The organism is Bacillus australimaris, from assembly GCF_001307105.1.
In the GTDB taxonomy this organism is placed as follows: domain Bacteria; phylum Bacillota; class Bacilli; order Bacillales; family Bacillaceae; genus Bacillus; species Bacillus australimaris.
On the sequence record NZ_LGYN01000026.1, the window covers coordinates 73,483 to 91,324 of the forward strand.

At 42.0% G+C, this 17,842-nt stretch carries 17 protein-coding genes; all 17 read right to left on the reverse strand.

Translation table 11 applies throughout. From position 1 onward, the window contains the following. Window positions 1-924, reverse strand: a complete 924-nt coding sequence (locus AKG37_RS12050) for an aminoglycoside phosphotransferase family protein (protein WP_060699045.1) — start codon at window positions 922-924, stop codon at window positions 1-3. Between the two features lie 73 nt (window positions 925-997). Next, window positions 998-2,227 (reverse strand): M16 family metallopeptidase, encoded by a 1,230-nt coding sequence (locus AKG37_RS12055; RefSeq protein ID WP_060699046.1) that lies wholly within the window; start codon window positions 2,225-2,227, stop codon window positions 998-1,000. A gap of 34 nt (window positions 2,228-2,261) precedes the next feature. Continuing rightward, window positions 2,262-3,206, reverse strand: coding sequence for a polysaccharide deacetylase family protein (locus AKG37_RS12060; protein ID WP_060699373.1), 945 nt, complete (start codon window positions 3,204-3,206; stop codon window positions 2,262-2,264). A gap of 134 nt (window positions 3,207-3,340) precedes the next feature. Continuing rightward, window positions 3,341-5,458, reverse strand: coding sequence for a polyribonucleotide nucleotidyltransferase (gene pnp, locus AKG37_RS12065; RefSeq protein ID WP_060699047.1), 2,118 nt, complete (start codon window positions 5,456-5,458; stop codon window positions 3,341-3,343). Between the two features lie 180 nt (window positions 5,459-5,638). Next, a complete protein-coding gene (rpsO, locus tag AKG37_RS12070; RefSeq protein WP_008354438.1) occupies window positions 5,639-5,908 on the reverse strand; it encodes a 30S ribosomal protein S15 in 270 nt (89 codons plus the stop codon). A gap of 140 nt (window positions 5,909-6,048) precedes the next feature. Further along, the gene (gene ribF / locus AKG37_RS12075; RefSeq protein ID WP_060699048.1) at window positions 6,049-7,014 is read right to left on the reverse strand and encodes a bifunctional riboflavin kinase/FAD synthetase; all 966 of its coding nucleotides are present in this window, start codon (window positions 7,012-7,014) and stop codon (window positions 6,049-6,051) included. A gap of 17 nt (window positions 7,015-7,031) precedes the next feature. Further along, on the reverse strand, window positions 7,032-7,961 hold the full coding sequence (truB, locus tag AKG37_RS12080; protein WP_060699049.1) for a tRNA pseudouridine(55) synthase TruB: 930 nt from the start codon (window positions 7,959-7,961) through the stop codon (window positions 7,032-7,034). A 68-nt stretch (window positions 7,962-8,029) separates the two neighbouring features. Then, the gene (gene rbfA, locus AKG37_RS12085) at window positions 8,030-8,380 is read right to left on the reverse strand and encodes a 30S ribosome-binding factor RbfA (RefSeq protein ID WP_007499525.1); all 351 of its coding nucleotides are present in this window, start codon (window positions 8,378-8,380) and stop codon (window positions 8,030-8,032) included. Between the two features lie 17 nt (window positions 8,381-8,397). Further along, window positions 8,398-8,676 carry a DUF503 domain-containing protein gene (locus AKG37_RS12090; protein ID WP_024424137.1) on the reverse strand — a complete coding sequence of 93 codons (279 nt, stop codon included), beginning with the start codon at window positions 8,674-8,676 and terminating at the stop codon, window positions 8,398-8,400. Continuing rightward, window positions 8,673-10,793, reverse strand: coding sequence for a translation initiation factor IF-2 (gene infB / locus AKG37_RS12095; RefSeq protein WP_060699050.1), 2,121 nt, complete (start codon window positions 10,791-10,793; stop codon window positions 8,673-8,675). Before infB ends, AKG37_RS12090 begins: the two co-directional genes overlap by 4 nt. Before the next feature lie 19 nt (window positions 10,794-10,812). Then, on the reverse strand, window positions 10,813-11,115 hold the full coding sequence (locus AKG37_RS12100) for a YlxQ family RNA-binding protein (RefSeq protein WP_039178647.1): 303 nt from the start codon (window positions 11,113-11,115) through the stop codon (window positions 10,813-10,815). After that, on the reverse strand, window positions 11,108-11,392 hold the full coding sequence (gene rnpM / locus AKG37_RS12105) for an RNase P modulator RnpM (protein ID WP_077233717.1): 285 nt from the start codon (window positions 11,390-11,392) through the stop codon (window positions 11,108-11,110). The genes AKG37_RS12100 and rnpM overlap by 8 nt, the downstream gene beginning before the upstream one ends. 15 nt (window positions 11,393-11,407) lie before the next feature. Further along, window positions 11,408-12,523, reverse strand: a complete 1,116-nt coding sequence (gene nusA / locus AKG37_RS12110) for a transcription termination factor NusA (RefSeq protein ID WP_024424140.1) — start codon at window positions 12,521-12,523, stop codon at window positions 11,408-11,410. A gap of 32 nt (window positions 12,524-12,555) precedes the next feature. Continuing rightward, window positions 12,556-13,029, reverse strand: a complete 474-nt coding sequence (rimP, locus tag AKG37_RS12115) for a ribosome maturation factor RimP (RefSeq protein WP_003211398.1) — start codon at window positions 13,027-13,029, stop codon at window positions 12,556-12,558. Window positions 13,030-13,270: 241 nt separating this feature from the next. Then, entirely contained in the window at window positions 13,271-14,401 is a 1,131-nt protein-coding gene (locus tag AKG37_RS12120) for a glycoside hydrolase 5 family protein (protein ID WP_060699051.1), read from the reverse strand. 18 nt (window positions 14,402-14,419) lie between these two features. Then, window positions 14,420-15,649 (reverse strand): endo-1,4-beta-xylanase, encoded by a 1,230-nt coding sequence (locus tag AKG37_RS12125; protein ID WP_060699052.1) that lies wholly within the window; start codon window positions 15,647-15,649, stop codon window positions 14,420-14,422. An 82-nt stretch (window positions 15,650-15,731) separates the two neighbouring features. After that, window positions 15,732-17,837: a glycoside hydrolase family 48 protein gene (locus AKG37_RS12130; protein WP_060699053.1), complete on the reverse strand. Its 2,106-nt coding sequence runs from the start codon at window positions 17,835-17,837 to the stop codon at window positions 15,732-15,734. Between the last annotated feature and the right edge of the window lie 5 nt (window positions 17,838-17,842).

Here is a 17,842-nt window from a genome sequence, read left to right on the forward strand (position 1 = left end):
TTATGAATGTTGCCAATTGGTATACCAAACCGGCTTAAGTTCATGAAAGCTGTTATGATCTATCAACATTCTCTCTACTCGGTTCAGCATGTCCTTTAGATGTCCCGGATCATAGGAAAGTGTCCATACGATAGATGAAAAGCAGCTCATTGCTGTATAGATGGAAAAAAGAAGCCAAAAATTGTTTGAGGATTGCGTACTCTCATATTGATCCAATTGCCCAGCTGAAAATGGAATACTGTTTTCTCGACTAAATAAGGACAATTTATAAAAGTCATGAACCGGGTCGCCCCAATCGGATTGATCGAAATCAATTACACCGGCATACTGATTACCTTGTATGATGATATTCCCTAAATGAAAATCATCATGCTGGAACTGGTTAGGCCTCTCTTTTACCGCATCAGCATGCGACTTGATAAAATCTAATACAAACTGATCATGGGAAAACGTCACGCCACTTGATTGATAGGCATGTACATATCGTTCATGTTTCTCCATGACTCTATCCCCCCATGGACGAACATGAGAAGGTGCATGACATGTATGCATCAAACTTAGCTCTCTGCCTGCACGACTCCCGATTTCATACTGTTCTTCATTTGTGAGCAGTTGGATGGAAGCTCTAGCATTCTCTCCTTCGAGATAGGACAAAATACGATAGGTACAGTTTAGTTCAGCACTCCTTCCAATCTCAATGACTTCAGAACAAAGAATACCTTGATCTTTTAACTTCCGCTGAACTGATGCTTTTATTTTAAAACACGTATACGTTTGAATGTCCGACAACTTAAGCACCAGTTTTTCATTAGATGATGTTGTAACCAAAAAGGTACGATCTCGTGAAAAACCAGATGTCATCGGTTGAAAAGAGATGGCTGGTTTCAGAAATGGAGAGAGCTGTTTCAGTTTTTCATGTTCCATGAAAGCTGACCCCCTTATTCTTTATTTACACTAAAACGGCAGACCTTTTTCAAAGTCTGCCGTGTTGTTTACATTATGATGGCTGATCACCCGTCGGGCTAATCAGCGAGAGAGCATAATCTTCTGTAAAGATTCGTTTAGATAAGTTATTCACGCCGTCTAATGTGACATGATTGATTTCATCAATAATTTCGTCGAGCGTACGGTGTTTGCCAAGGAGTAGTTCATTTTTACCATTTCGGCTCATCTTGCTATTTGTACTTTCAAGACTGAGCATCAGGTTCCCTTTCATTTGCTCCTTAGAATTCTCTAGTTCTTTCTGCGTGATACCTTCACGTTTTAAGACGTCTAATGTTTGTAAAATGGTTTCAGACAGCAGGTTCAACTGCTTCGCTCCAGTTCCGCCATAGATGGTCAGCATCCCGTTATCTGCAAATGAGCTATGATAGCTGAAGACAGAATAAGCGAGACCTTTGTCCTCTCTTACATCTTGGAACAAGCGGCTGCTCATACTTCCACCAAGCACATTATTTAAGACGATTAAATCATAGATGCCCTCATCCCCAGCAGGAAGACCGTTAAATCCCATGCATAGGTGTGCTTGTTCCGTTTCCTTTTTGCGTGTGAGCTTGTCATAATGAAATGCTGGAGCTTCTACAGGCTGCTTCTTCCCTTTTCCTTCATAAGAGCCGAACAGCTTTTCTACCTCAGAAATAAAGGTCTCATCTACGTTCCCTGCAACTGAGATTACAACGCGGTCTGGCGTGTAGAATTCATCCATATATGTTCTAAGTGAGTCTCCGTTAAAGGTAGATAGTGTTTCCTCTGTTCCTAAAATCGGATAGCCTAATGAATGATCACCGTAAATGGCTTTGCTTAACAAATCATGAACGATATCATCAGGTGTATCCTCATACATTTTGATTTCTTCGTACACCACATTTTTTTCTTTCTTCAGCTCTTCTTCATCAAAAGCGGAGTGAAAAAACATGTCGCTTAATACATCGAGGGCATAACTAGCATGTGAATCAAGCACCTTTGCATAGTAGCAAGTATATTCTTTAGACGTAAAGGCATTTACTTGACCACCAATGCGATCAAAGGATTCTGCAATATCACGTGCAGATCTCGTCTTTGTTCCTTTAAAGAACATATGCTCTAAAAAGTGTGAGATCCCGTTAATTTCTGGTGTCTCATGTCTAGAACCTGTTCCAATCCAGACGCCAATTGCGACAGACCTTACAGTGGGATTGTTTTCGAGTACAATTCTTACTCCATTTTGGCAAGTATACGTTTTGACCAAGTTTTGCTCCTCCTATTCAATTAAACAGATCGCTTCACGGATGTCTTTTTTCACTTAGGAGGTCAGAAACCGTTCCTAATTCATATCCTCTTTCCTTGATTTGAGTGATAAGTGCGTCAAGACTTTTCGCCGTAGCATCTGTTGGATGCATTAATATCATCGCCCCATTGTGTATTTTCCCGAGTACCCGTTTTTGCAAAATAGCCGGTGATGGCTTTTGCCAGTCGATTGTATCTACTGTCCACATAATGGTTTCCATGCCTTCTTGTTTGGCAAGCTTGACTGTTTCTTCTTTAAAGCTGCCGCTTGGAGGCGCAAACCATTTAGGTTTTTTTCCAAGGGATTCTTCAATTTGGCGATTTGTTTTCGTTATCTGCTCTAAAGCTCGTTCTCTTGTCAGTGTGCGCATATCTGGGTGATTGTATGAATGATTTCCAATTTCATGTCCATCTGCCACGATTTTTTTGGCAAGGGCTGTGCTTTTTTTCACCCATTTGCCCTCTAAGAAAAAGGTCGCCTTGACCTGATGCTTTTCCAGCGTCTTTAACATGTTGATTAAATGCTCGTCACCCCACGCCACATTAATCAGGAATGCATTCATTTTTTTATCTGGATGTCCCTTATAAATGGGCTCAGCACCGAGTTCATGTAAATGAGTAGATGGCTTTGTTTCTTTCAGCACAAGCAGCTTTTCATCAAATGTTCCTAGTTTCTTCATTTTTTCGTAAGAAGCATCGATATCGACTGTCTGTCCATTTAAGCCAGGCATCTTTTTCCACACTTTATCAATCTTAGCATTTTGCGCCTTTACTTCATAGTCAGAAGACTTCGATTCAATCTCCTGATATAAAATATCTTTTGAAACAGATGCAACCTCGGCATGCTCTTTCATTGATTCCATATATGTAACAGCAGCCGGCTGCTTCATCGTTTGATATGACACGAGCAGTAAAAATACAAACACAATGACTGGTAACATTTTTCTCAATGGTTGTCCCTCCCCTTACCACAAAATATGATGGGGAGAAACAAGCTAGAACTATTGTTACTTGCAAGAAAAGAAAGAAGCCTGGCACGGATACCTGGCTTCTAGCTCATTTTATATGTTCTCATTTAAGACTGTTTTTCTTCTTTTTCCTTTTCTTCACGTAAAACAGCTTTTCGGGAAAGGTTCACACGGCCTTGTTTATCGATTTCAGTGACTTTGACAAGTAATTCATCGCCAATTTTCACGACATCTTCTACTTTGCCTACACGCTCAAGCGCAAGCTCAGAAATATGAACAAGTCCATCTTTGCCGCTGAAGATTTCAAGGAAGGCACCGAATTTTTCAATGCGTTTTACTTTACCTAAGTAAAGCTGTCCTACTTCAACTTCTCTCACAAGATCTTCAATGATTTTCTTCGCTTTTTGGTTCATATCTTCTTCTGTAGAAGAAATAAAGATTGTACCATCTTGTTCAATATCGATTTTCACACCGGTATCTTCAATGATTTTATTGATTTGTTTACCGCTTGGTCCAATAACATCGCGAATTTTATCTGGATTGATCGTCATCGTTAAGATTTTTGGTGCATAACGAGACAATTCTCCTCTAGAAGCAGGAATCGTCGCCAGCATGCTGTCTAAGATTTCCATTCTTCCTTTTTTCGCTTGTTGAAGCGCTTCTTCTAAGATGTCTTTTGATAGACCATCGATTTTGATGTCCATTTGAAGTGCTGTAACACCTTTAGATGTACCTGCTACTTTAAAGTCCATATCTCCAAGTGCGTCTTCCATTCCTTGAATGTCTGTCAGCACTGTGTAGTATTCACCAGATTTCACAAGTCCCATTGCAATCCCTGCAACTGGTGCTTTAATTGGAACACCGGCATCCATCATTGCAAGAGTGCTTGCGCAAATACTTGCTTGTGAAGTTGATCCGTTTGATTCTAATACCTCTGATACAAGGCGAACTGTATAAGGGAAATCTTTTTCGGATGGAATCACTGGTTCTAGTGCACGTTCACCTAGTGCCCCATGCCCGATCTCACGACGGCCTGGGCCGCGCATTGGACCTGTCTCACCAACACTGAATTGTGGGAAGTTGTAATGGTGCATGAAGCGTTTTGACTCTTCAACACCTAACCCGTCAAGAATTTGCACATCGCCAAGTGCACCTAATGTACAAATACTGAGCGCCTGTGTTTGTCCTCTTGTAAATAATCCTGAACCGTGCGTTCTTGGCAGAAGTCCTACTTCTGAAGAAAGTGGACGGATTTGATCTACACCGCGTCCATCTGGACGTACTTTCTCTTCAGTAATCAGACGGCGAACTTCATTTTTGACAAGCTTGTTTAATACATCTTTCGCTTGTTTAATCGTCGCTTCGTCACGTTCTTCTGCTTCAAACTTCTCAACGACAGCTTTTTTCACAGCACTGATTGCAGCCTCACGCGCATGCTTCTCATGTACTTGAATCGCTTTCAGCAGGTCAGCTTCAGCAAGTGCTTTTACTTCGTCTGCTAACGTTTGATCTACTTCATATAAAGGAATATCGATTTTTTCTTTACCGACTGCCTTGACAATTTCTTCTTGGAATTCGATTAAGCGTTTGATCTCTTGGTGACCGTACATGATGGCTTCAAGCATTGTTTCTTCTGGTACTTCATCAGCCCCAGCTTCTACCATGTTGATTGCATCTTTTGTTCCAGCGACCACAAGGTTAATGTCGCTTTGTTCAAGCTGCTCCACATTTGGGTTAATGATCAGCTTTCCATCTACTCGTCCTACTGTAACGCCGGCGATTGGTCCCTCAAATGGAATGTCAGACACACATAAAGCTAGAGATGAGCCAAACATTGCAGCCATTTCAGATGAGCAATCTTGATCTACACTCATGACGATACTAATGACTTGTACTTCGTTTCTAAATCCATCTGCAAATAGCGGACGAATTGGTCTGTCGATTAAGCGGCTCGCAAGGATGGCCTTTTCACTTGGACGGCCTTCTCTTTTAATGAAGCCACCAGGAATTTTACCTACTGCGTATAATCTTTCTTCGTAGTTCACAGTGAGCGGGAAGAAATCGAGTGGTTTTGGTTCTTTAGAAGCTGTTGCTGAGCTAAGCACAGCCGTATCTCCGTAGCGTACGAGGACCGCTCCGTTTGCTTGCTTTGCAAGCTGGCCAGTTTCAACTGTCAGTTGACGTCCAGCCCAGTCTATGGTGAAGACATGTTTCTCTTGTCCCATTCTGAGATAAACTCCTCTCTTATCGTAAAGTTTTAGTTAGTTCTTATTATGAACAAAATGATTTTCACATATCAATGTGAAAGCTGTATGTAGAAGGGTTTTGCCATTCTTTCAACATTTTAACCATAAAATATTAGTGATTATACGATAAAAAAGCGGGAATCCTCCCGCTTTTTACGATTATCGACGTAAGCCTAGTTTGTTAATTAACTCACGGTAACGAGTTACGTCTTTATTACGTAGATACGTAAGAAGATTACGACGTCTACCTACCATTTTCAAAAGACCGCGACGTGAGTGGTGATCTTTCTTATGAGTACGTAAATGCTCGTTCAAGTTGTTAATTGATTCTGTTAGGACAGCGATCTGAACTTCTGGAGATCCAGTATCAGATTCGTGTGTTTTGAACTCATTAATTAATTGAGTTTTACGCTCTTGAGTAATAGCCATCCTGTTTCACCTCCAAATCATGTTAGCCCCATCTACCTCGCAACCGTCGGTGAAGTCGGCCTGCCAAGTAAGTGGTTTTAAAGCTACAGGAATTATCATACTAAAAATATGCTGAATTTGCAAATGGTAGAGCTGTTTTTCTATGATTTTTTTGTTTGCTTGAGCTGATCTTGAAAAAACTGAATCGCTTCTTCTTTATCTTGACTAATTTGAGCTGTTAGCTCCTGGATTCCGTTAAATTTTCGTTCACTGCGAATGCGCTTGAACCATTGTAATTTAATCGGTTCCCCATATATTTCTTCGTTAAAATCAAAAAGGTTTACTTCAATGGCAGGCTGATCGGGACGCTTTTCATAAAATGTTGGTTTATAGCCAATATTACAAACGCCCTCATATACTTTGCCTTTTACTTCTGCTCTTACTGCATAAACCCCTGTCGGCGGAATAATGTATTCAGCAGATAAGCCAACATTAGCTGTCGGGAAACCGATCGTTCGTCCGCGTTTGTCTCCGTGGATGACGATGCCGCGCAGCTGATAAGGTTTTCCTAACAGCTCACTCACATATTCAACATCCCCATTTTTCAATGCGGAACGGATGAGAGTAGAGCTGACTTTCCGGTCTTGATTAGACAGCTTAGGAACGATGGTTGCCGTGATACGGCCTTTTCCGTATTCATCAAACGTTTCCATTGTGCCTGCACCAAAACGGCCAAACGTAAAATCAAACCCCGCTACAGCGTGCTTCACATTCAGTTCATCCAAATATTGATCCACAAACTCCTGAGGAGATAGTGCTGCAAAGCTTTCGCTGAATTGCACTATGTATAAATAGTCAGCGCCCAGCTGTTCAATAAAATCAATTTTATCCTCAAGCGGTGTAATTAAGTCTTTTGGTTCCCGTGCTCTTTGCAAAACATGTGATGGATGCGGATGAAAGGTCATAACCGCTAAGGCCAATCCTTCTTTTTCCGCAATGCTTTTCGCTGCGTCAATGACTTTTTGATGCCCGAGGTGGACACCGTCAAAGTACCCTAAAGCCATGACAGATGGGACTTGATCCTTTTGATTCAATGTATGCGGGTGTGAAATATGTATAGTCTTCACGAGATGTCACCTTTTCTTTAAGATTGCTTGTCCTGAGATAAGATCTTCGCCGGCTTCATCAGGTTCTGCTTGGTCGGGTGCTTCATATATATCGCCATACAACGACCTGAAGGAGCAAAAACAGCGACACGATCCTCCTCTGCGAAATGAGCAAATTCATCAGGCATTGGCAGGACTGCACCGTTTTCCACTTTACTTGCTAATGTATCATTTATCTCCCATTTCGGCAAATGATTGAGCGCACGCTCGATTGGGACAAGATGCTCCTCTACTGCTTGTTCCTCGCTTATATCTCGCAGCTCATCCAGCGTGATACATTCATCTAGTGTAAAATCACCAGACCCTGTGCGAATGAGATGTGACATGTGGGCTGGGAACCCTAGTTTTTTTCCGATATCAACCGCTAAGGTTCTGACATACGTTCCTTTTGAACATAGTACGGTGAATCTAAATGACACGCTGCCGTCCTTATATGTGACAGGTGTTGTCCGCTCAATACGGTGAATGGTGATTTCACGGGCCGGCCGCTCAATTTCAATGCCTTCTCTTGCATATTCATAGAGCTTTTTCCCGCCAATTTTCACAGCAGAAAACATGGGGGGAATTTGTTCAATGGTGCCTTCAAACTGCTTCAGTGCTTCATCAATTTCTTTTTCTGAGATTGGTTTTTGCACCTTTTTTTCTTCTACGATGTCACCTGTTTGGTCTTCTGTTGTGGTAGAGAAACCAATCGTAATTTCAGCATCATATGTCTTCGATTTATCTGTTAAGTATTCTACAATCTTCGTTGCTCTTCCGATACAAATGGGCAGAACACCTGACACTTCCGGGTCAAGGGTGCCTGTATGTCCGACTTTTTTTGTGTGCAGGATTTTTCTCACTTTAAACACACAGTCGTGAGAGGTCATTCCTCTTTCTTTATGTAATAAAAGAACACCATTTATCATCTGCGCGCTCTCCTTTCATAAACGATGAAAAAGGACAGACGATCATCGCCTATCCTTATTTCAACGTCTTATTCGTGATCTTTTGTGTTTAATTCAGCAATTAGGCTTTCAATTCGGTTTCCGTAATCCACGGATTCATCGAATTCAAAGTGCAGTTCTGGTGTTTTACGAAGTCTGATACGATTGCCAATTTCAGAGCGAATATACCCTTTAGCCTTTGCAAGGCCTTTTAAGGTTTCCTCTCTTTTCTTCTCGTCGCCAAGAACAGAAATGTAGACTTTGGCAATTTGCAGGTCACCGGATACTTCGACATCTGTTACAGTCAAAAAGCCGATTCTTGGGTCTTTTAGCTTTCTGCCTAGAATGTCGCCTAATTCTTTTTTCATTTGCTCACCCACACGGGTTGCTCTCATACTCATGATCTTATCACCTCTAATTAAAACCACTCAGTTTTCGTGATCGTTCGTTCAATTTCAGGAAAGGAATCTATAAAGCTTAATACACGCTGAAGCTCCTTTTCCACTTGAACCCGAGATGAGGAAATCACGGCGATTCCGATTGATGTACGCTGCCACGTATCCTGGTAATCCATTTCAGCAATGGTTACATTGAATTTATGACGCGTTCTTGTCAATATACGCTGGAGAACCGCACGTTTTTCCTTCAGTGAGGATGCATCATAGATCATGCACTCACATTCGGTATAACCGATCATTTTCTTTCGATTTCTTGCATTACAAATGATTCCAAGACATCGCCTTCACGGATATCATTGTATTTCTTAATGGTAATACCACATTCATAACCTTGTGAAACTTCTTTCACGTCATCTTTAAATCGTTTTAATACGTCTACTTCGCCTTCGAAAATAACGACGCCGTCACGGATTAAGCGGATACCGCTGTCTCTTGTAATTGTTCCTTCTGTGACATAGCCGCCCGCAATTGTACCGATTTTAGATACTTTGAACGTTTGACGAACTTCAACTTGACCGATGACTTTTTCTTCATATTCAGGGTCAAGCATCCCTTTCATCGCAGCTTCAATTTCATCGATCACTTTATAGATAATACGGTGCAAGCGGATATCTACGTTTTCTGTTTCAGCTGTGCTCTTCGCATTTCCATCAGGACGTACGTTAAAGCCGATTACGATGGCATTAGAAGCACTTGCTAAAATGATATCTGATTCTGTAATCGCTCCAACACCCGTATGGATGATTTTCACTTTTACGCCTTCTACTTCAATTTTTTGAAGAGCTGCCGTCAATGCTTCAGCAGAGCCTTGTACGTCTGCTTTCACGATCAAGTTGATATCTTTTACGTCACCTTGTTTGATTTGCTCAAATAGGTCGTCTAGAGACAATTTCGCTTTGTCTGAACGCTGTTCGTCCAGCTGTTTAGAAGCACGCGCCTCACCGACTTGACGAGCTGTTTTTTCGTCTTTGAATACGAGGAACTGATCCCCTGCATTCGGTACATCGTTTAAACCAGTGATTTCAACAGGTGTAGATGGTCCTGCTGTCTTCACGCGGCGGCCGATATCATTAACCATTGCACGTACACGGCCAAATGTATTTCCGACAACGATTGGGTCACCTACTTGAAGTGTACCAGTTTGAACAAGAAGGGTTGCAACAGAACCTCTTCCTTTATCAAGCTCAGCCTCGATAACAGTCCCTTTTGCCGCACGATTTGGGTTGGCTTTCAGTTCTGCAACTTCGCTGACAAGAAGGATCATTTCGATCAATTCGTCAATGCCTTCACCTGTTTTTGCAGATAGTGGCACGAAGATCGTTTCCCCGCCCCAAGCTTCTGGTACAAGACCATGCTCAGTTAATTCCTGCATCACGCGGTCAGGGTTTGCTGTTGGTTTGTCAATTTTGTTGACAGCGACAATGATTGGCACTTCTGCTGCTTTCGCATGGTTAATCGCTTCAATGGTTTGTGGCATAACACCATCATCTGCTGCAACGACCAAAATTGTCGTATCCGTTACTTCGGCACCACGTGCACGCATCGTAGTAAATGCTGCGTGTCCAGGTGTATCAAGGAATGTGATTTTTTTGCCGTTTTCTTCAATTTGGTATGCACCGATATGCTGCGTAATTCCACCTGCTTCGCCTTCGACGACTTTCGTCTTACGAATGCTGTCAAGAAGAGTTGTTTTCCCGTGGTCAACGTGTCCCATGATTGTCACAACTGGAGGGCGTACTTGCATATCTTCTTCTTTATCTTCCACTTCATACTTTTCAAGTTCAGTTTCTTCTAAAATAATAACTTCCTCTACTGGAACACCATATTCAGAAGCGATTAATTCAACTGTATCTTTATCAAGCTCTTGGTTGATCGTTGCCATGACACCAAGCATCATCAGCTTTTTGATGATTTCAGCTGTTTCTTTTCCAAGCTCATCAGCCAGCTGGCCGACTGTCATTGAATTTGTAAATTCAATTTTTTCAGGAAGCTCTTTTTTAGGCTTCACAGGTCTAGCTTGCTGATGCTGCGGTTTGTTATTTCCACCGCGTTTATTTTTGTTTTTATTTTGGTTGTTGTTTTTTTTGTTTTTATTAAATTGATTATTCTGCACGTCATTCTTCTTTCTATCATTGTTTTTGTTAGATGATTGTTTTTTTTGTTCTGCGGGTTTCTCGTTAGCTGTCTCTTTTGCTTTGGCTTTTTTATAGATAGCGTCTAGCTTTTTCACAGTGTCGTCTTCAAGCGTCGCCATGTGGTTGTTCACTTCCACGTTCATATCCTTAAGCGCTGCTATAATATCTTTACTTGAAACATCTATGGCTTTTGCGTATTCATATACTCTCACTTTAGCCATTCGTTCACCCCCAAATAAATTAATCGAGCAAGCTTATGAGCTTCTTAGCGAAGCCTTGGTCAGTGACAGCGACAACTACGCGAGCTTCTTTCCCAATAGAACGTCCGAGAACGGAACGGTCTTCAACTTTTCTAACCGGAACATTATAAAATTTGCATTTGTCAGATACCTTTTTCTCTGTGTTCGGTGAGGCATCTGCTGCAAGAAGAACCAGCTTAGCACGCGCATGTCTAATTTCTTTGATCACCAGATCTTCTCCTGACACGACTTTACGAGCTCGATTTGCTAGACCAAGCAAAGGATACCATTCAGATTCATTCATTCGGTTTTTTCACCTTTTCAGCTAGTTCTAGTAATTCTTCAAATATGTGTTCGTCAATCTGTGTCTGAAATTGCTGCTGTAAACTGCGTTTGTTCTTTGCCGCAAGAATGGTTTCTTTATCGAGAGAAAGGTAAGCTCCGCGTCCGTTCATTTTTCCGGTAGCATCAACAGACACTTCACCTTCTTTAGAACGAACAACACGGATCAGTTCTTTCTTTGGTTTCATTTCTCCCGTCACGACGCATTTTCTAAGCGGGATTTTTCTTCGGCTTTTCACCTTTTATATCACCTCTTATTCGTCAGATTCCTCAGCTACTGGTTCAGCCTCTAAGAAAAGAGATTCAGAGTCTTCAGTTCTTGGGAAAATACCGAGTTCCCTTGCATCTGTTTCGCTTTTAATGTCGATTTTCCAGCTGGTCAGCTTTGCTGCAAGACGGGCATTTTGACCTCTTTTACCAATCGCTAATGATAGCTGATAATCAGGGACAATGACTGTTGTCGCTTTGTCTTCTTCATTCACAATGACATCAAGTACTTTTGATGGACTCAGCGCATTGGCAACAAATTCAACCGGGTCATTAGACCAATGGACAATGTCAATTTTTTCGCCTTTTAGCTCGTTAACAATTGCTTGTACACGCTGACCTTTTGGACCAACACAGGAGCCAACTGGATCAACATCAGGATCATCTGTACGAACAGATATTTTAGAACGGTCCCCAGCTTCTCTAGCAACCGATTTAAGCTCTACAGTACCATCATAAATTTCTGGCACTTCAATTTCAAATAAACGCTTTAAAAGACCTGGATGTGTTCTAGACACATAAATTTGTGGTCCTTTTGTTGTTTTTTCTACTTTTGTAATGAACACTTTAATGCGGTCATGCGGTTTGTATTCTTCATTTGGCATTTGTTCATTAACAGGAAGAAGGGCTTCGATTTTGCCAAGTGACACGTAAATAAATTTACTGTCAATTCGCTGAACGATTCCCGTCATGATGTCTTCCTCGCGGTCGATGAACTCAGTGTAGATCACACCACGCTCTGCTTCTCTCACTCGCTGCGTCACAACTTGTTTCGCTGTCTGAGCTGCAATGCGTCCGAAGTCTTTTGGTGTGACTTCAATCTCAACGACGTCGCCTACCATGTAGTTCGGGTTAATATTGGCTGCATCATCTACAGAGATTTCAAGGCGAGAATCATACACTTCATCTACAACATCTTTTCTTGCAAATACGCGAATCGTTCCCGTTTCGCGATTCAAATCAACACGAACATTTTGTGCTTGATTAAAATTACGCTTGTATGCAGAAATGAGTGCAGCTTCTATCGCTTCAATAATAATTTCTTTACTAATACCCTTCTCTTTCTCGAGAACAGTCAGGGCATCTAACAACTCACTACTCATTTTTATGGTTCCCCCTTATATCAATGAAAAGGTTAATTGAACGAAACTGCTAATCTTGCGTTCGCTATTTTTTCGTATGGAATATTGATCTCTTTCTTTCTTGTCTTGATCTTCACTGTCACTGTTGCAATCTCACCATCAAAGCTTGTAAGCTCACCTTCAAATGCTTTTTCACCATCAATTGGTTCATATGTTTTCATGAAAACATTTTTTCCAAGTGCTTTTTCAAAATCAGCTTTTTTCTTTAATGGGCGCTCCGCTCCAGGAGAGGACACTTCAAGAAAGTAGTTTTGGCTAATCGGATCTGCCTCATCAAGCTTTTCGCTCAAGGCTTCGCTCACTTTGGCACACTCTTCGATATCGACGCCTTTATCAGAGTCAATAAACACGCGAAGGAACCAGTTTTGACCCTCTTTGACAAATTCAACATCAACGAGTTCAAGCTGTAAGCCATCTAAAATTGGCTGCACCATTTCGCTTACGACATCCACTACTTTTTTGCTCATTCTCTTCCTCCTTGTGCTTTCGATAAACGCTCTTATCAATCATTCTGCATAAAAACCCTGCTTTAAGTGAGCAGGGGGAGCAGAAAACGGATGAATAATGTCGAGACAAAAATTGCCTGTTCAATACAAAAGAGCGGGTTTCCCCACTCTTGTCTCGGTAATCGTTAGCATTTCCATAAAAACTATACCATATCCAATTTTTTTATGCAAATGAAGTTCCTTATTCAGCAGGCATTCGTCATCAGTTCTTTTCGTTCATTCTTTTCGCATGTTCACTGATAAGGTCTGCCTCTCTACTCCCCTTGATGATCCGGAAACCATCATAATCTGGATAGAGCGAATCATCGTCCTGAATGCTTGTTAAAATCCAAAATTGACTGCCAGCCCCTCCAAGCCGCTCAACCGCTGACAGCCAGCTTTGATATACGTCAGGACGCGCTAATTGATTTTGATAGCCAAACTCTTCTAACACAACTGGTTTTCCGATTGAATTCCCGCGGGTGATATGGTCTTCAATCCATTTCACTCCCCAAGCAGCAGATTTGTTCCAGTGATCTGGGTAGAGATGATAGGTTCCGTAATCGATATGAGATAGAGCAGTCAAACGGTCCCAATCGACGCCTTCTCCCCCTCCATAAAACCAATCATCATGTCCTGGTATGTGAAAGAATCCTTCATCTCCTACTGCAACAAGATGGTGACGATCGAGAGATTTGATCCATGTACTCATTTCATCTGCCCATTTGACGAGTGTATTTCCCGTAGGATCTGACTGCACCCGCGGCTCATTGGCTAATTCCCAAGTCATAATAGCTGGATCGTCCTTATATTGGATTCCTGTGTACGTATTGGTTCTTTCTAATACATAACGCACATAATTTTTGTAAGCTTTTAAAATACGAGGATCTGTATAAAAGGCATCATGTGCTCCTGCCCCGAACCACTTCACGTATTGATTCATACCACCAAAATCATCCCAATTGTTCACGAGTGGAATGACAAGCTTTATTCCTTCCTGTCCCGCTTTATAAATCGCATAATCTAGTTTTTGAAAACCTGATTCTTCATAGACGCCTGGACTAGATTGTAAGACTGAGTTTTCTTGGGGAGACCCGTCGTGAAATCCCCAAATACGAATCACCTTTAAATTCATTGCTTTCATATCATCAAACACTGCATCTACCATCTTTTTTGACTTGTAGTGAAAATAATAATTATTTGTGCCGGCAAAGTAAAATGGTTGATTGTTGAGCGTAAATTGTGTTCCAGATGTTTGTACATAGGAGGCGGCTTTTACGGTAAGAGAGAACCAGCCTGCCCATACGGCGATCAGTAAAATGAAACACGGCACCTTTTGAGTCCAAATCTTCATTCACATTCTCCTCACAATCTATCCTTCTACAGGTACGATCACATCTAGTTGAAGCGGTGTTTTTTTATTTGAATCAAGTTCAATTGTCTGCTGTTTTAACGTCTTACTTTCTTTACCGATTCGAATCTCATATGTCCCGTGAAATGCTGGACACGTCACATTGCCATTAACATCTGTTTTTTCAACTTTTTGTGTTGTCCACTCATTTAGGAGCTTTTCATAACGTCGGCCTGCTTCATTTAATGACCAATCATAATTAACGATGGCCGCATGTTCACCTCTCCAATGGGCACCTGCCCAAAATCCCCACATCAGCACTCCTTTGACGGCTGGGTGGCTAAATGCGACGCGATATAAAGCCTCTAGGTTATCAGCTCTTCTATTAGCGTCAGGGTGAACAGAGTCGTACTCTGTGACCCATATAGGCAGACCAAGCTCAGCAAGCACATCGAGCCTTTCTTTTACAATGACTGGATCGACCCGGTCTTCAAAATGCCCTTGAACACCAATCGCCTCAATAGGTGCACCTAACTGACGCAGCTCATTGATATGCGCTTTATAAGCATGATGCTCACCATATGAGATCACATTATAATCGTTCACAAACAATAGTGCTTGCGGGTCAATTTTTTTCGTTTCTTCATACATCCACTTCCAAATATTTTTCCCAAAGCGATCTTTAAAAAATGAACCATGCATCATTTCATTGTTGACATCCCAATGGCGGAATCTCCCCTTATAATGATTGCCTGCATGCTCAAGTCTGTTTTTCATGGCTTCATACACTTCGTGATTCGGTAGTGGCCTCAGCCAGCTTGGATTCGCATCTTCAACCTCCCAAAATAAAGCGTGCCCCCTCACAGGAAGTTGATGTCTATCTGCAAAATTCAGCATCGCATCGGCTTTTTCGTAGGTGATTTTTCCTCTTTCCGGCTCGTTCGCATACCATTTTGCCTCATTTTCAAAAACAGCCCAATTAAAATGCTTCACGAAAAAATCAGCATATTGTTGATTAAATAACACTTGGTCATTCATCGCTGAACCAAATGCGAATTCATGTCTGATTTGCTTGATTTCAACCTCTATACCAGCTACTGGTTTTTTTTCGCTATTTTGAACGTTAATCACAAGATCTCTTTGTCTGTGCTCTGAGATTCGATCATTCGCCTTTTTTTTCCACAAAAGATCTTCCTGGCCATTTTTGCCCCTGTTTAATGAATGATGAATAAAGCTTCTTTCTTTGACCATGTAAAAACACCCTTATCTTCACTGGATTTATATTTCTTATACACACCGCCGGCTAGAAGCCGGCAGCTTGATGTTGACCCTGCTAGTTGATGAGACGATGATATTCAGCATAGGCAGTAGCCATATCCACTTGAGACCAGAAGCGGTGATAAATGAAAACCGGCGCCCCATTTTCCCATTTGCCCGTTGTTTCATTAAATGAACTCTGATATTTACTCTCGAGTGAAGACCATGCTGGATCTTGTTTAATGTCCGGACGAAGATCTGCAAAACTCGTATAGACCCCGTTCCCTCCCCGCTGCGGATCAGAAGGAATGGTATTCGCTCCAGGAATCTGATTTCCTTGACCAAATGTCCCGCTCCATCCATTTGGGAAATACACTTCCTTTTTAAAGAAACGGTCATAGTCTTCTCTTTCTTCCTCTGTTACAATGCCCAGCCCGTCATTATAATTCCATGCAACCTCAAGGAGCTGTGCGGCTGTATCTTTTGCTCTCGCACCAAGCGCTGTATAATCACCTGTTTCTAGCTTTGTAGCAGCAGCAAAGAAAATCAAAGCTTTGGCAAGGCTCCCTAATACGCCTGTATCCTGAGTTGGATCTTTTGTGACAGCTGTTAAATTTGGATTTCCTGTTGCAGACTGGAACCCGTTCCAAGTATCAGGCTGACCGCGCCAAGCAATATTTCCAGGAAGCCAAAACTCCCCAGGTGCACTCGTTTTAGCAACAACAGCATTTGTTCCCCCAAGAATTCTTTGACCTTGGTCATCTAAGAAATAACCCTCTTCATCCGACACAGGACGGCTGCCGATAAAAATGTAATCTAATGCATAGCTGACCCATTTTGTGATGACAGATTTGGCCATTTGAACATTTTCAGATGTTTTGTCTCCATCTTTCACAAAAATGTAATACAGCTCTGCTACGCGCTCCATTGGCCACGCCTGCATCCCAAACCAGTTATTAGAAGGCGGGTCATGGTAAACAGGTGCATCCTCATATGCCATATCATAAAATGTACTTCTCCCTGCCGGATAAGCACTATAGTCTCCATTCCAGCTATTGGTTGCGCCTCCTGCTATAGCTCCCTCTTTCGATTGAAGCCATACGTAAAATTCAAGCTGCCTCTTCAATGTTTTTTCCCAATCGCTTGCCCCGGTAGCTGAGGATGGCTTTAAGCCTCCTTTATCTGAGGATAAAGCATAAGCAGCGACAGGGTTTTGATACCCCTGATGACAATGGCTCGCCCCGATACGCCACGACCAATTTGCATAATCCCCAAGTCCTCCGCCCCAAGAGGTATACCATGCCATTAAGTAATGACAGCCACCCTTTCCGTTTCCAGGATACGGATTACCCTGTTTCCCGCTTCCAATCGTTTGAAAATATTTATCGTACATACCGTAACGGAGAAAATCGCCCATTTTCTTCGCTTTATTAAGATAGGTGGACTGATTGTAGCCAAGTTCCTTTGCCCAATACATTGCTTGTATCGCACGTGCATCAGCATCCGTTGCATTGGTATAGCGCCACTGGGCGGCTGGAGCTTGATTTTCTTTTGTGAACAAGCTCATGAAGCCTTCATTCGGCTTACCAAACGTTTTATCGTCTTGTGATGGATGAGGAATAGACTCCCATACGGATTCCTGCTGGCCACGCTGGAATGTGTTCACATATGCGGCTGTATGTGATGGGTTGAGCAAGTTTCCATAGCCATACCAGTTATCTACATCTAGGAGCCAGTGCATTAAATACGTCTCATTCGTTCCATAAGTTGACTTCAATTCATTATCAATCGGATCTTGACCAGCAGGACGAGCACCGCTCAACTGGCTAGGATATTGATCCGGGTATGGTTTTTCTGCTGCATATGTGGCGGGGCTAGACGGATTATAAGCGTTCATATGTGGCTGCTCATCATGTCCATCTTCATTTACTGGGATGATGTACTTCTCCATATTGTCCCAAGCTGCCTCTAATTTGCTCCAATCCCCTGTGTAATGTCCGTACAGCACCTCAAGCCACAGCCAATAGCTATACGCTTCTGAGGTGGTCATATGCCCGTAATCAGGTGCTTCACAAATGAGCGTCTCGATTGAGTGATACGGAATTCCCTCCGGTGAAAAATATCCATGCGCCTCACTTTTGATTTGATGATAAAGCGTTAAAAACCGTTCTTTATTTGACAAATCCT